This window comes from Pseudoflavonifractor sp. An184, assembly GCF_002160305.1.
Lineage (GTDB): Bacteria > Bacillota > Clostridia > Oscillospirales > Oscillospiraceae > Lawsonibacter > Lawsonibacter pullicola.
This window is the reverse complement of the sequence record NZ_NFKI01000003.1, coordinates 1-14,372: the sequence shown is the minus strand read 5'-3', so window position 1 is coordinate 14,372 and position 14,372 is coordinate 1. Positions and strand designations below refer to the sequence as shown.

Sequence of the window (14,372 nt, the reverse complement as noted above, 5' to 3'; positions counted from 1 at the left end):
TCATGTCCAAGAAAATTCCCTTTTTAGAGATGTTTGCCGCGCTGCGCCAGTGGACGGAGTTCGTCAACGCCATGAGCGGCTGGAAGATCGTGGAGGCTGCCATCGACCGCGCGACCCGCAGCGCTGTGGTGGCGGTGGAGGGGGCCTCCGGCGCGGGGCCAAACCTGATCGCCCAGGCGGAGGAGGCAGTGGCCAAGTGCTACGGCCTCAGCCATGTAAAGCTGAACTGCCTTGCAGATGCTCCCGCCCAGCCGGAGCCGCCCAAACCGGGGCCGCAGCCAGCCTCCGGGCTGGAACAGCCGGCCCAGTCGGCCCCCAGCGCGCCCGCCCATGAGGAGAGCCAGACGCCCCAGGACGCCTTCGCCCGGGCGGAGGCCATCCGGGCCGCCGCGCTGAAGCAGGTGCGCCAGGCCGCCCCAGGGGCGAAGAAAAAGGCCGCCGGAAAAGGGGAGAAGCGGGACAACGGCAGGGCCATCTTCGGCAAGCCCATCAAGCGCGCCCCGGCGCCCATCGGGGAGCTGGAGCTGGACATGGGCATGGTGGTCATCGAGGGGGACGTGTTCGCCGTCGACAACCGGGAGCTGAAAAAGCGGGGGGCCTGGGTGGTGGCCTTCGACATCACCGACTACACCGGCTCCATCCGGGTGAATAAGTTCTTCCCCGGGGACGAGGGCAAGGCCCTGGTGGACGGGGTGCGGAAGGGGATGCACCTGCTGGTCCAGGGCCGGCTGAACATGGACCGGTTTTACGGGGACATGGTGCTGGAGCCGGTGGCCGTTATGGCCGCCGAGAAGAAGATGAAGATGGACAACGCCCCGGAGAAGCGGGTGGAGCTCCACCTGCACACCACCATGTCCGCCATGGACGCCCTTACCGCCGTGGGCCCCAAGCTGGGGCCGGATAAGAACGTGGTGAAGCGGGCGGAGGCCTGGGGCCACAGGGCCATCGCCATCACCGACCACGGGGTGGCCCAGTCCTTCCCGGACGCGTGGCACTCCGCCAAAAACATCAAGCTCCTGTACGGGGTGGAGGCCTACTACCTCAACGACGTGGACGACCGGGTGGTGGTCCACGGGGAGACCAATCAGCCCTTCGCCGGCGAGATCGTCTGCTTTGACATCGAGACCACCGGTCTGGACAAGAAGCGGGAGGTCATCATTGAGATCGGCGCGGTGATCCTGAAAAACGGGGAGATCACCGGCACCTTCAACACCTTCGTGTCCCCGGAGCGGATCTTGAACCCGGAGATCATCCGCCTCACCGGCATCACTGATGAGATGCTGGTGGGGGCTCCCTCCCAGGAGGAGGCCCTGCGGATGTTCCTGGACTTCGCCGGAGACCGGCCCCTGGCCGCCCACAACGCGGAGTTCGACATGGGCTTCATCTCCGCCGGGTGCCGGAAATACGGCATTCCCTTCCACAACCCCTCGGTGGACAGCCTGATCTTGGCCCAAAACCTGCTGCCCGAGCTGGGCAAGTACAAGCTGGATATCGTGGCGGAGTACCTGCATCTGCCCGCCTTCAACCACCACCGGGCCAGCGACGACGCGGCCACGGTGGCCTACATGCTGCCCCCCTTTTTTGAGAAGCTGGAGGCCATGGGGGTACACACCCTGGGGGAGATCAATCCCGCCATGCCCAAGCTGCGCAAGGGGGGCGGGAAGATGCGCCGCCAGCCCAAGCACCTGATTGTCCTGGCCAAGAACCAGATCGGGCTGCGCAACCTGTATAAGCTCATCTCCCTGGCCCATCTGGAGCACTTCAAACGCTACCCCATCATGCCCAAGTCCCTCATCAACGAGAACCGGGAGGGGCTGATTATCGGCTCCGCCTGCGAGGCCGGCGAGCTGTTCCGGGCGGTGGTGGACGGCAAGGACTGGGAGGAGCTCAAGCGCATCGCATCCTGGTACGACTATCTGGAAATTCAGCCCATCTGCAACAATATGTTTATGCTCCGCAAGGGGATGGTCCGCAGTGAGGAGGAGTTGAGAGACTTCAACCGCACGGTGGTGAAGCTGGGGGAGGAGCTGGGCAAGCCGGTGTGCGCCACCGGGGACGTGCACTTCCTGGATCCGGAGGACGAGATCTACCGCCACATTCTCCTGGCCTCCAAGGGCTTTGAGGACGCGGACGAGTCCCTGCCCATCTACTTCAAAACCACCGAGGAGATGCTGGAGGAGTTCTCCTATCTGGGGAAGGAGAAGGCCTATGAGGTGGTGGTGAAGAACACCAACCTGATTGCCGACTGGTGCGACCCCATCAATCCCCTGCCCAAGGGGCTGTTCGCCCCTAAGCTGGAGGACTCCGACGGGGAACTGAAGCGGTTAGTCTGGGGGAAAGCCCATGAGCTTTACGGAGAAAATCCCCCGAAAATCGTCACCGACCGCATCGAGGTGGAGCTGGGGGACATCATCCGCTGTAAGTACGACGTGATCTACATGTCCGCCCAGAAGCTGGTACAGAACTCCCTGGAGCACGGCTATCTGGTGGGCTCCCGTGGCTCGGTGGGCTCCTCCCTGGTGGCCTTCATGTCGGGCATCACCGAGGTAAACTCCCTGCCCGCCCACTACCGCTGTCCCAACTGCAAGCACTCCGACTTCGACTACGCCCAGGACCCGGAGCACCCCTACGGGTGCGGGGCGGACATGCCCGACGCGGTGTGTCCCGTGTGCGGCGCCAAGTATGTGAAGGACGGCTTCAACATCCCCTTCGAGACCTTCCTGGGCTTCGGCGGCGACAAGGTGCCCGACATCGACCTGAACTTTTCCGGCGAGTACCAGGCCAACGCCCACCGCTATACCTTTGAGCTCTTTGGTCAGACCCACGTGTTCCGGGCGGGCACCATCGGCACGGTGGCGGAAAAGACCGCCTTCGGCTATGTGAAGAAGTACCTGGACGAGCGGGGGAAGCTGGCCTCCAAGGCGGAGGAGAACCGCCTGGCCATCGGCTGCACCGGCGTCAAGCGCACCACGGGCCAGCACCCCGGCGGCATGGTGGTCATCCCCCAGGACAAGGAGATCTACGACTTCTGTCCCGTCCAGCACCCGGCGGACGACCCAAACACGGACATCATCACCACCCACTTCGAATATCACTCCATGGAGAGCAACCTCCTGAAGCTGGACATGCTGGGACACGATGACCCCACCATGATCCGCATGCTGGAGGACCTGACGGGGGTGAACGCCCGCACGGACATCCCCCTGGACGACAAGGACACCATGTCCATCTTCCAGTCCTCCAAGGTGCTGGGCTATGAAGACGACAAGATCTTGGGGCCCACCGGCGGCACCGCCATCCCGGAGTTCGGCACCACCTTCGTCCGTGGCATGCTGGAGGACACCCAGCCCGACCAGTTCGACATTCTGGTGCGGCTGTCCGGCTTCTCCCACGGCACCGACGTGTGGCTGGGCAACGCCAAAGACCTGATTACCTCGGGCACCGCCAAGGTCAACGAGGCCATTGGCTGCCGTGACGACATCATGCTGTTTTTGATCTCCAAGGGGATGGACCCCAAGCGCTCCTTCAAGATCATGGAGGCGGTGCGAAAGGGCCGGGGCCTCCCCGAGGGGGCGGAGGAGGAGATGAAGGAGCACGGGGTGCCCGACTGGTACATCGGCTCCTGTAAGAAGATCGCCTACCTGTTCCCCAAGGCCCACGCGGTGGCCTATGTGATGATGGCCTTCCGCATCGCCTGGTTCAAGGTGCATAGACCCCTGGCCTTCTACGCCGCCTACTTTTCCATTCGGGCCAAGGCCTTCGACGAGCGGTACATGTGCCGGGGCATGGACGAGTGCCAGCGGAAGATGCGGGAGATCATCGCCAAGGACAAAGAGGCCACCGCCGTGGAGCAGGACATGCTCACCACCCTGGAGGTGTGCTATGAGTTTTATCTCCGTGGCTTCACCTTCCGGCGGATGGATCTGTATGAGTCCGAGGCCATTCTGTTCAAAATGGACGAGGAGCACAACGCACTCATCCCGCCCTTTGTCTCGGTGGCCGGGCTGGGAGAGACGGCGGCCATCTCCCTGGCCGAACAGCGGAAGGGCAAGCAGTTCATCTCCATTGAGGAGGTGTCCGCCGCCTGTCCCAAGGTCTCCAAAACCCACATCGAGCTGTTAAAGGACGCGGGGGCTTTCGGTGATTTGCCGGAAACCAGTCAGATGGATCTGTTTTCCCTGTTTGGATAGGCGGCGGACACCGGGACCCCGCACGGCGGGGCGGACGGTCCGGGTTGAATTGATTTGGGCTGTATGCTGCCATGTTTCGGATACAGGTCCTCTGTGAGATGAAAGGTGAGCGTATCAGAATCTGAATCAGGTGATGGAGGCGCTGCGGGAGGACCCCGCTTCCGTACGGGTGGGGGGGACGTCCTCGGCCGGGTCCATGGACCATGTGCAGTTTCTGAAGGTGGCCCAGGCGGCCGGAATCGAGTCGCTGGACCAGATTTCCTACGCCGGATTTGAGGGGGGTCGGGTGCTAGCCCAGCTTCTGGGCGGGCATGTGGACATTGTCTCGGCGGGAATCGGCGACGTGGTCGGCCTGGTGGAGAGCGGCGATGTGCGCGTGCTGGGGATCACAGCCGAGCAGCGGGTGGGCAGCGGTATTGTGGCGGAGATGCCCACCTGCGTTGAGCAGGGGATCGACGCGACCTTCTACAACTGGAGAGGCGTCTTCGGCCCGAAGGATATGCCCGAGGAGGCCCGGAAGTTTTGGGAGGAGACGTTGGCGCAGCTGGTCCAGACGCAGGAATGGGCGGATACCTGTGAGAAATATGGGTGGGATATGGACTACCTGGGGCGGCAGGAGTTTGAGGCATTCCTTACCGGCGTGAACGAAGAGTACGCGGTTTTGCTGGAGCAGGTGGGACTGCTGGGATCAGAATGACCGTCTTACGGACATGGGCTTGGTTCGGAATATCCGAAAAATACAGGCTGTCGGAAAAGTTCTTGGACTTTTCCGACAGCCTGTAAAAATGCCGTCACGCTTGCGCCGCAAGCTGAGGAGCGCACGTATCCGCATAAACCAAGGGTTGGTTTCCTCCACGCGTTCTCCCCTGGATTTCACTACGAGGAGACGGGAAAATCCCGAAAGGCCAGGTTCAGATCCACGCTGCCCTCGATGCCCGGCACGGTGCCGGTGTGGGTGTACTGCCACATGTCGAAGTCATAGTAGAAGTCCGGCTTGCTGTCGTATTCCGCCAGCCAGAAGAGGGAGGAGTCCAGCGACTTCAGGTCATAGACCAGATAGCCCATGTCCTGGTTAAAGTAGACCATGGGGGTGTATCCGGCCACCGAAACCAGCTCGCAGAAGGCGGCGGCGCACTGGGTGATCCCCTGGCCGTCCATGCCCTCGGTCCGGGCCTGACCGGTGGTGATGTACTCCCAGTCAAAGACCACCGGATACCGGATGGGGTAGCTGCGGATGGCCTCCAGTACAAAGTCGGCCTCCTCCTCCGCCTCGGCCACGGTGGTGGCCTGGGAGAAGAAGTAGACGCCTACGTCCAGTCCGGCCTCCAGAGCACCCTCCATGTTGGCCTGGAAGCGCTCGTCCATTTGCAGGGTCCCCTGAGAATATCCACGGTAGCCCACCCGGATCATGGCAAAGTCAATGCCGGAGCCGGCCACCGCCTGCCAGTCGATTTCCCCCTGGTAGACCGAGACGTCGATGCCCAGAGCGGCCTGCTGGCCGTCCTTCTCATACTGAATCCGGCCCTGGCTGTCCGTGGTAAAGGCCTCGGGGTCGTAGGTGTTTTTGTCCAGCCCCTCCACCACCAGCAGCTGCTGGTCCCGGTAGGTGATGTACTCGGGCTCGGGCTCTTTGTGAAATACGGTCAGGTACAGGACCACGCAGGAGATGGCCAGCGCAAGCAGGGAGAACACCAGGGCCAGCTTGCCGGTCCATCCGCCTCCGCCGCGCCGGGGAGGAGACGGGCGGCCGTCCTGAGGCCGCGGGGTGTGAAGTTCTTCATTTGTCATGCTCAAATGCCTCCATCGGTTGGCCCGGAGGCCAGGGTCAGCCGCCCCTTGGTCAAAAGACAAAAAGGCGGTTTGTTGTATTGTATCAGGAATTGCCGGATGATGCAAGACTTGCGGCTTTTATTTTCCCTTTTGTCATAAAATAAGAGGATTTGTAAAGAAAAATTCAAATTTCATGAAGGAGAAGCTGAGCTGTACCGCCGAAAGAACGCAGGTGGCAGGGCGGGGAAGAGGGGAGAACGGCGGCGGAGGGGAAACAAAGTTGCTTTTTCCCTATGATTCCGATATAATAAAAGCCACACCATTTTTGAGAAGGGGGGGCTGCATGATGGAGGGACATTCGATCCCGCGTTTGATGGTGGCCGCCCCCTCCAGCGGGAGCGGCAAGACCACCCTCGCCTGCGGCCTGCTCCGGGCGGCCCAGCGGCGGGGGCTCGCGCCCTGCGCCTTCAAATGCGGCCCCGACTACATCGACCCCATGTTCCACCGCTCCGTCCTGGGGGTGCCCAGCCGGAACCTGGACCTGTTTTTCAGTTCGGAGGAGGAGGTCCGCTCCCGGCTGGTTTCCGCCGCTCAGGGTCACGGCCTGGCGGTGCTGGAGGGGGTCATGGGCTTTTATGACGGCCAGGGGAACACCGACCGGGCCAGCAGCTGGCGCCTGGCCCAGGCCACCCGGACCCCCGTCCTGCTGGCGGTGCGCCCCCAGGGGACGGCCCTCACCCTGGCCGCCCTGGTAAAGGGGGTGCAGACCTTCCGAACTCCCAGCCAGATCGCCGGGGTGCTCCTCAACGGCTGCACCCAGCGGCTGGCCGAGCTGCTGACCCCCGCCATCCAGGGGGAGACCGGCCTGCCGGTGCTGGGGTACCTGCCCCAGCTGCCCGGCTGCTCCATCCCCAGCCGCCACCTGGGGCTGTTCACCCCGGACGAGGTGGAGGACCTGTCCGCCAAGGTGGACCGGGTGGCCGGTCAGCTGGCGGAGACCGCCAACCTGGACCAAATCTTCGCGCTGGCCCGCTCCGCCCCGGAGCTGGAGGCGGAGCCCCTGCCGCCCCTCCCGGACGCGCCGGATGGCCCCCTGGTGGCCGTGGCCCGGGACGAGGCCTTCTGCTTTTACTACGAGGACAACCTGGACGAGCTGCGCCGGGCGGGGGTCCGGCTGGCCTTCTTCCGGCCCACCCGGGACCGGGCCCTCCCGGAGGGGACCTGCGGCCTCTATCTGGGGGGCGGCTACCCGGAGCTCCACGCCCGGGCCCTGAGCGAAAACCGCGCCATGGGGGAGGCCGTCCGCCGGGCCGTTTTAGATGGTATGCCTACCCTGGCCGAGTGCGGCGGGTTCCTGTACCTGCAAAGCACCCTGGAGGACGGGGAGGGGGTCTCCTGGCCCATGGCCGGAGTGCTGGATGGGGCGGGGTTCAAAACGTCCCGGCTCCAGCGGTTCGGATATGTGACCCTCACCGCCCAGGAGGATTCCCCCTATCTGAAGCAGGGGGAGACCGTGGCCGCTCACGAGTTCCACCGGTGGGACTGCACCCGGAACGGGGAGCTGTGCCGGGCCCGGCGGCTAAGCGGGGGAGAAGCTTGGAATTGCATGGTGGAGCAAGGAAATCTCCTTGCCGGATTCCCTCACCTGTATTTTCCCTCCAATCCCCAGTTTGCGGTCCGGTTCGCGGCCGCGTGCAGACAGTATCAAGAGAGGAACGCCTTATGACCTGGACCCAGCTTTCACAACAGGTATCGTCCATCCCTCCGGCGGACCGGGGGGCCATGGAGGCGGCCCGCCGCCGGTGGGACGCCATCGCCAAGCCCCTCCGGGGCCTGGGCAGGCTGGAGGACCTGCTGGTCCGAATGGCCGGAGTGACCGGCAGCCCGGATCTGGACTTGGACCGGAAGGCCGTGGCGGTGTTCTGCGCCGACAACGGGGTGGTGGCCGAGGGGGTCACCCAGACCGGTCAGGAGGTCACCTGGACAGTGGCCCAGACCATGGGGGAGCGGCGCTCCTCCGTGTGCCACATGGCCCGGACCGCCGGGGCGCAGGTGTTCCCGGTGGATCTGGGGATGGTCCGGCGGGACACGCCCCCCGGCGTGCGGCCCTGTGTGGTGCTGGCGGGTGGGACCCGGAACATGACGAAGGGTCCGGCCATGCCGCGGGAGGCGGCGGAGCGGGCTCTGGCCGTGGGCTTCTCCCTGGCCCGGGAGCTGGCGGAGGATGGGGATACCCTTCTGGCCGCCGGGGAGATGGGCATTGGCAACACCACCACCACGGCGGCGGTGGCCTGCGCCCTGCTGGGCCTCTCTCCCCGGGAGGCGGTGGGCCGGGGGGCCGGCCTGTCGGACGCGGGGCTGGCGCGCAAGCGCCGTGCGGTGGAGCGGGCCCTGGAGGTCAACCGGCCCGACCCCGGCGATCCGGTGGACATTCTCTGTAAGGTGGGCGGACTTGACATTGCGGCTATGACAGGGTTTTATCTGGGGTGTGCCGCCGCTCAGGTCCCGGTGATCCTGGACGGCGCCATCTCGGCCGCCGCCGCGCTGCTGGCGGTGCGGCTGTGCCCCAATGCGGAAAAAGCGCTCCTGCCCAGCCACTGGCCCTCGGAGCCCTGCGGACAGGCCCTGCTGGCCGCCCTGGGGCTGGAGCCCGTGCTGCATGGCAACTTTCACCTGGGGGAGGGCACCGGGGCGGTGGCCCTTATGCCTCTGCTGGATATGGCCCAGTCCGTCTATCGGGATATGTCCACCTTCGGGGGAATGGGCATCGGGGCCTACCGGCCCGACGGGGAGCGGGTCCCCGCCAAAGTTGGGCCGGAGGATACTCCGTGACCGCCCTCGTCTTTGGCGGGGCGGCCAGCGGCAAGAGTGAGTACGGGGAGAAGCTGGTCTGCTCCCTGCCCCGGACAGGGGAACTGATCTACCTGGCCACCATGGAGCCCTTCGGCCCGGAGGCGGAGGCGCGCATCCGGCGGCACCGGGAGCTGCGGGCGGGCAGGGGATTTTCCACCCTGGAGCGGGCCAGGGACCTGTCGGGCTGTCCCCTTCCCGCCGGCGGGACTGTCCTGCTGGAGGACCTGGGCAATCTGGCCGCCAACGAGCTGTTTTCCGAAAAAAACCTGGACCCGGAGGGGGCCTTCCTCCGCATTCGGAACGGCCTGCAAGCCGTCCGGGACCGGTCGGAGCACCTGGTGGTCATCAGCAACGACCTCCACCGGGACGGGGAGACCTATCCCCGGGAGACGGAATGTTATCTGGACCTGATGGCCCGCCTCCACCGGGAGGCGGCCGTCTGGGCGGACCAGGTGGTGGAGGTGGTGTGCGGGCTGCCGGTGATCTGGAAGGGGGAGAGGGCTTGAACATTCTGCGGACCGTGGGCATGGCCTTTGCCCTGTACTCCCGCATCCCCATGCCCCGCCTGGACTGGGAGAGTGAGAGCCGGAAGTACACCCTCTATGCCTTCCCCCTGGTGGGAATCGCGGTGGGGATCTTTGAACTGCTGTGGTTGTGGATGTCGCAAGTATTAGACCTTCACACGATTTTGACCGGAGCGGTGCTCGCTGCTCTGCCCATCTGGGTGACCGGGGGCATCCATCTGGACGGCTTCTGCGACGTGTGCGACGCTCGGGCCTCCCACCAGAGCCGGGAGCGGAAGCTGGAGATTTTGAAGGACTCCAATGTGGGGGCCTTTGCGGTGATCCACTGCGTGCTCCTGCTCCTGGTCACCTTCGGACTGTGGTGCCAGCTGGAGCCGGCGGATTCTGAGGTGTGGGGGGCGCTGGTCCTCCTGCCGGTGTTCAGCCGGTGCCTGTCCGCCTTTGGGGCCCTGTCCCTGCCCAACGCCCGGGGGAGCGGCATGCTGGCCTCGGTGACCGGAGGGGAGCAGAGGCGGCCCGGCCGCTGGGGGCTGCTGCTGGGGAGCCTGCTGTGTGCGGCCGCTCTGGCGGCGCTGGAGCCCTGGTTTCTGCTGGCGGCGGGGGCGGGATACCTGTCCTTCGCCTGCTATGTGCGCACGGCGAAGCGGGAGTTCGGCGGCACCACCGGGGACCTGTCCGGGTGGTTTTTGCAGCTGTGCGAGCTCTCATCCCTGGCCGGGCTGGTGCTGGCTCAGCGGCTGGAGGTGTTGCTTTGATCTTGGTAGTGGGCGGCCTGGGGGCCGGAAAGCGGAGGTTTATTCTGGAAGAACTGGGGTATGCCCCGGAACAGCTCTCCTCCATACCGGAGGAGGGAACTCCGGTCTTGTGGGGGCTGGAGGCTCTGGACCCCCTGCCGCCGCTGGAGGACCTGCTGGGCCGGGAGGTGGTGGCCTGCCGGGAGGTGGGCTGCGGCGTGGTCCCCATGGACCGGGCCGACCGGGACCGGCGGGAGGCAGTGGGGCGGCTGTGCTGTGACCTGGCCGCCCGGGCGGAGGCGGTGTACCGGGTGAACTGCGGAATCGCCATGCGATTAAAATAGGATTTTTTTAGAGGTTCCGCCCTGCGGGGCGGGTTCCTTTTCCACGTGGAAAAGGAACCAAAAGACGCTGGGGGACGCCGCAGAGGCGAACTTCGTTCGCCAATGACGGCTTACCCCCAGACCCCCTTTTTACGGGGGCCGCCAATTAAGTGGCTTGGTCTTTAATCGCAAAGGCGCGGGTGGCTCAGTCGACTCCCGGCCTCTCGTCTTTCGCTGCCGCTCATCAGGCGGTGATCGAGAAGCTGGCACTCCCCTATTGGAAAGCGCCTTTGTTGCGGCGGGGCTCAAGTATGGCTCAGAATTTATGTGGAACCCGCCCCGCAGGGCGGAACCCTGCTGAAAACAATTAAACAGAGAAAAGGAATTTTTTTATGGAACTGCTCTTACTGCGCCACAGCATCACGCCTGGCAATCTGAAAAAACAATACGTTGGAATCACCGACCAGCCCCTGGCCCCGGAGGGGGAGGCCCTGGCCCGGGAGAAGCGGAAAGACATGCCCCCGGTGGAGGCCCTGTGGATCTCCCCCATGCTTCGGTGCCGGCAGACGGCCCGGATCCTGTTCCCGGAACTGGAGCCGGTGGAGATCCCCGACCTGCGGGAGTGCAACTTCGGGGACTTTGAGGGCAGGACCTGGGCGGAGATCAAGGACCACCCGGCCTATCAGGCATGGATGGGCGGGGAGCAGGGGGCGGCCCTCCCCAACGGGGAGTCGGTGGCGGAGTTTTACGCCCGGTGCCGCCGGGGGTTCCAGCAGGTGATTCAGCAGGCGGCCTCCCTGGGCATCCAGCGGGGGGCGGTGGTGGCCCACGGGGGCACCTGGATGGCGGTGCTGGAGGCCTGCGGCCGTCCGAAGCGCCCCTTCTACCAGTGGCAGCCCAAGAACTGCTCCGGTTTCCGCATGGAGGTCCGGGAAAATCCCCTGGAGCTCCGCCTGCTGGAGGAGCTATGACCCTGCTGGCCCTGCGGTTTTTAACGGTGCTCCTCCCGGCGGTGCTCCTGGACCTGATTCTGGGGGACCCCCGGTGGCTGCCCCACCCGGTGCGGTGGATGGGGCGGACCATCTCTGCCCTGGAGCCGTTCCTGCGCCGGGCGTTTCCCAAGACGCACACAGGGGAGCGGATCGCCGGGGGGGCGCTGGTCCTGCTGATGGCGGTGCTGTTCGGCGGAGGGAGTGTCCTGCTCCTCCGGCTGTGCGGCGTAGCCTCGCCCTGGCTGGCCTGGGGGGTGGAGGTTTGGTTCTCCTTCCAGCTCCTGTCCGCCCGGGACCTGCAGGTGGAGTCCATGGCGGTGTATCCCCCCTTGAAATCCGGCGACCTGGAGGGGGCCCGGGCGGCAGTCTCCCGAATCGTGGGCCGGGACACCTCGGTTCTGGATGGAAGCGGGGTGGCCAAGGCGGCGGTGGAGACGGTGGCGGAGAACACCTGCGACGGGGTGATCTCCCCTCTGATCTTCCTCTTTTTGGGCGGTCTGCCCCTGGGCATGGCCTTCAAGGCGGTGAGCACCCTGGACTCCATGGTGGGCTACCGCACCCCGAAGTACCAATATTTTGGCACGGCCGCCGCGAAACTGGACGATGTTCTGAATTTTGTGCCCGCCCGGCTGTCGGGAATTCTGATGTGCCTGGGGGCGGCCCTGCTCCCGGGATGTTCCGGACGGCGGGCCTGGCGGAGCTTTTGGCGGGACCGGAAAAAGCACGCCTCCCCCAACTCCGCCCACAGCGAGGCCGCCTGCGCCGGAGCCCTGGGGGTACAGCTGGCGGGGGACGCCCAGTATTTTGGAACACTGGTGCGCAAGCCCACCCTGGGGGAGCCGGTCCGGCCGGTGGAGCCGGAGGACATCGCCCGGGCCTGCCGTCTGATGTACGCCACAGAGGGGCTCACCCTGCTGCTTTTGGCGGGGATCGGGCTGCTGCTGAATTTGCTGTAAAGGAGAACTCCTATGCACCGATACGACCACGGAGGCGACGTGTACGGGGCGGACCGCCCGGCGCTGGACTTCTCTATCAGCTTGAACCCCATGGGCCCGCCCCCGGGCGTGCTGGAGGCGGCCCGGGCGGCGATGCTGGACTGGAACCGCTATCCGGACCCCAAGTGCCGGGCCCTGCGGCAGGCGGCCGCCCGGCGGGATGGGGTGCCGGAGGAGTTCCTCCTGTTTGGAAACGGGGCCTCAGACCTGATCGACCGCTTTCTGCGGGCCCTCCGGCCCAGGCGGGCCCTGCTGCCGGCCCCCACCTTCTCCGAGTACCGCCGGGGATTGGAGGGGATCGGCTGCGAGATCGAGGAATTTTTCCTCGACAAGGAAAATAACTTTACGATCTCAGAGAGCATTTTGAATGCAGTACGCCCCGGGGCGGATCTGGTGTTCCTCTGCGACCCCAACAATCCCACCGGGCGGCGGATGGAGTCGGAGCTCCTCCGGGCCCTTCTGGACCGGTGCCGGGCGGTAGGGGCCTTTCTGGCGGTGGACCAGTGCTTTCTGGAATTAACTGAGGGAGACCCAGACGCTCTGGTTTCCCAACTGGCGGGCGGCGGGCTGCTGCTCCTGCGGGCCCTCACCAAGAGCTGCGCTCTGGCGGGACTGCGGCTGGGATACTGCCTGTGCGGGGACCGGGCCCTCCTGGAGCGGATGGAGGGGCTGGGGTCCCCCTGGCCGGTGTCCGCCCCCGCCCAGGCGGCGGGGGTGTGCGCCTTCCTGGATTTTCCGGACTGGCCAGAGCGGTGCCTCCCCTTTCTGCGGGAGGAGCGGGCCCGTCTGACCCGGACTTTGGAGGCCCTGGGCCTCTGGGTGTGCCCCAGCGACGCCAACTTTATTCTGTTCCAGGGGCCCACAGACCTGGGGGAGCGGCTGCTTTGGGAGAAAAGCATTCTGATTCGGGACTGCGCCAACTACTCCGGCCTGGGGCCGGGGTGGTATCGGATCGGGATTCAGAAGCGAGACGACAATTCCAGATTGATTCAGGCATTGGTGGAGCTTTGCGGATAATTTTGCGGAGGTAATCCGCCCTCTGCGGACGGCAGATTTCTTTTAAGGCATGGCTTGTGCGCTGCCCGTGAGCCGCACCGCCTCACGTCTTGGCCTGAATCTCGTGGGAGAGAGCCTGAAATCCAACAAAACCATCCACCCCCTCTTTACAGAAGCCGGGGTTCCAGTGTATAATACCACAGCCCATTTTCTATCCCATGATAGCGGTGGGGAACAACAGCAGCAGCCTGGAGGGGTTTCATTGGAGAAGGACGTGATCATTTCCATCAAGGGGGTCCAGCGGTACGAGAACGCCGACCCGGACACCATGGAGCTGGTGACCGCGGGCCGCCTGGAGCGGGAGGGGAACAGCTACACCCTGTCCTATCAGGAGAGCGAACTCACCGGCCTGGAGGGCACTTTGACCACCTTCCAAATCGAGCCGGAGCGGATCACCCTCATGCGGGTGGGGGGGTTCAACTCCCAGATGGTGTTCCAGGAGGGGCGGCGGCACATGTCCATGTACAACACCCCCTACGGCGCCATGACCATCGGGGTGAATACCCGGCACCTGCTGGCCGAGCTGGACGATCAGGGCGGAGAGATCGAGATCGACTACGCCATCGAAATTGACCACTCTGTGGCGGGGCGGAATACGTTCCAAATCAATGTAAAAGAGGCGGAAGGCGCTGCCGGGCTCCAGATCTGAAGTGGTCAATTTCGATCCCAAGCGTTTTGCCGAAGGCAAAACCTTGCCGGAGACCGGGCTCAGCCCGGTCGAGGAATGTAATAACCGGGTCCCCGCGGCGGCCTGCCGCCGTGGGTAATTGACCGCTCCGTGGCGGGGCGGAATACGTTCCAAATCAATGTAAAAGAGGCGGAAGGTGCTGCCGGGCTCCAGATCTGAAGTGGTCAATTTCGATTCCAAGCGTTTTGCCGAAGGCAAAACCTTGCCGGAGACCGGGCTCAGCCCGGTCGAGGATTGTAATAACCGG

The 14,372-nt window shown here is 64.8% G+C and carries 12 protein-coding genes; 11 read left to right on the top strand and 1 reads right to left on the bottom strand.

What is annotated here, in order from left to right; all coding sequences use genetic code 11:
• Positions 1-2: 2 nt before the first annotated feature.
• On the top strand, positions 3-4,190 hold the full coding sequence (locus tag B5F19_RS01850; protein ID WP_087287201.1) for a PolC-type DNA polymerase III: 4,188 nt from the start codon (positions 3-5) through the stop codon (positions 4,188-4,190).
• A 121-nt stretch (positions 4,191-4,311) separates the two neighbouring features.
• Complete coding sequence (locus B5F19_RS01845) at positions 4,312-4,887, top strand: tripartite tricarboxylate transporter substrate-binding protein (RefSeq protein WP_255378389.1); 576 nt, start codon at positions 4,312-4,314, stop codon at positions 4,885-4,887.
• Positions 4,888-5,066: 179 nt separating this feature from the next.
• Here B5F19_RS01845 and B5F19_RS01840 read toward each other — a convergent pair whose 3' ends face one another.
• Entirely contained in the window at positions 5,067-5,978 is a 912-nt protein-coding gene (locus B5F19_RS01840; protein ID WP_087287195.1) for a glycoside hydrolase family 25 protein, read from the bottom strand.
• A gap of 325 nt (positions 5,979-6,303) precedes the next feature.
• On the opposite strand from B5F19_RS01840, the gene B5F19_RS01835 reads away from it, so the two are divergent.
• The 9 genes from B5F19_RS01835 (at position 6,304) to B5F19_RS01795 (ending at position 14,086) form a co-directional block, all read left to right on the top strand.
• Positions 6,304-7,686 carry a cobyrinate a,c-diamide synthase gene (locus tag B5F19_RS01835; protein ID WP_242972664.1) on the top strand — a complete coding sequence of 461 codons (1,383 nt, stop codon included), beginning with the start codon at positions 6,304-6,306 and terminating at the stop codon, positions 7,684-7,686.
• On the top strand, positions 7,683-8,792 hold the full coding sequence (cobT, locus tag B5F19_RS01830) for a nicotinate-nucleotide--dimethylbenzimidazole phosphoribosyltransferase (RefSeq protein WP_087287190.1): 1,110 nt from the start codon (positions 7,683-7,685) through the stop codon (positions 8,790-8,792). Before B5F19_RS01835 ends, cobT begins: the two co-directional genes overlap by 4 nt.
• Positions 8,789-9,319 (top strand): bifunctional adenosylcobinamide kinase/adenosylcobinamide-phosphate guanylyltransferase, encoded by a 531-nt coding sequence (locus tag B5F19_RS01825; RefSeq protein WP_087287187.1) that lies wholly within the window; start codon positions 8,789-8,791, stop codon positions 9,317-9,319. Before cobT ends, B5F19_RS01825 begins: the two co-directional genes overlap by 4 nt.
• On the top strand, positions 9,316-10,092 hold the full coding sequence (locus B5F19_RS01820) for an adenosylcobinamide-GDP ribazoletransferase (protein WP_242972663.1): 777 nt from the start codon (positions 9,316-9,318) through the stop codon (positions 10,090-10,092). Before B5F19_RS01825 ends, B5F19_RS01820 begins: the two co-directional genes overlap by 4 nt.
• On the top strand, positions 10,089-10,415 hold the full coding sequence (locus tag B5F19_RS01815; protein WP_087287184.1) for a bifunctional adenosylcobinamide kinase/adenosylcobinamide-phosphate guanylyltransferase: 327 nt from the start codon (positions 10,089-10,091) through the stop codon (positions 10,413-10,415). The genes B5F19_RS01820 and B5F19_RS01815 overlap by 4 nt, the downstream gene beginning before the upstream one ends.
• A 371-nt stretch (positions 10,416-10,786) precedes the next feature.
• Entirely contained in the window at positions 10,787-11,365 is a 579-nt protein-coding gene (locus B5F19_RS01810; protein WP_087287182.1) for a histidine phosphatase family protein, read from the top strand.
• On the top strand, positions 11,362-12,342 hold the full coding sequence (gene cbiB, locus B5F19_RS01805) for an adenosylcobinamide-phosphate synthase CbiB (RefSeq protein WP_087287179.1): 981 nt from the start codon (positions 11,362-11,364) through the stop codon (positions 12,340-12,342). The genes B5F19_RS01810 and cbiB overlap by 4 nt, the downstream gene beginning before the upstream one ends.
• A gap of 12 nt (positions 12,343-12,354) precedes the next feature.
• Positions 12,355-13,398: a histidinol-phosphate transaminase gene (locus B5F19_RS01800; RefSeq protein ID WP_087287177.1), complete on the top strand. Its 1,044-nt coding sequence runs from the start codon at positions 12,355-12,357 to the stop codon at positions 13,396-13,398.
• 241 nt (positions 13,399-13,639) lie between these two features.
• Positions 13,640-14,086: a DUF1934 domain-containing protein gene (locus tag B5F19_RS01795; RefSeq protein ID WP_087287174.1), complete on the top strand. Its 447-nt coding sequence runs from the start codon at positions 13,640-13,642 to the stop codon at positions 14,084-14,086.
• The last annotated feature ends 286 nt before the right edge of the window (positions 14,087-14,372 follow it).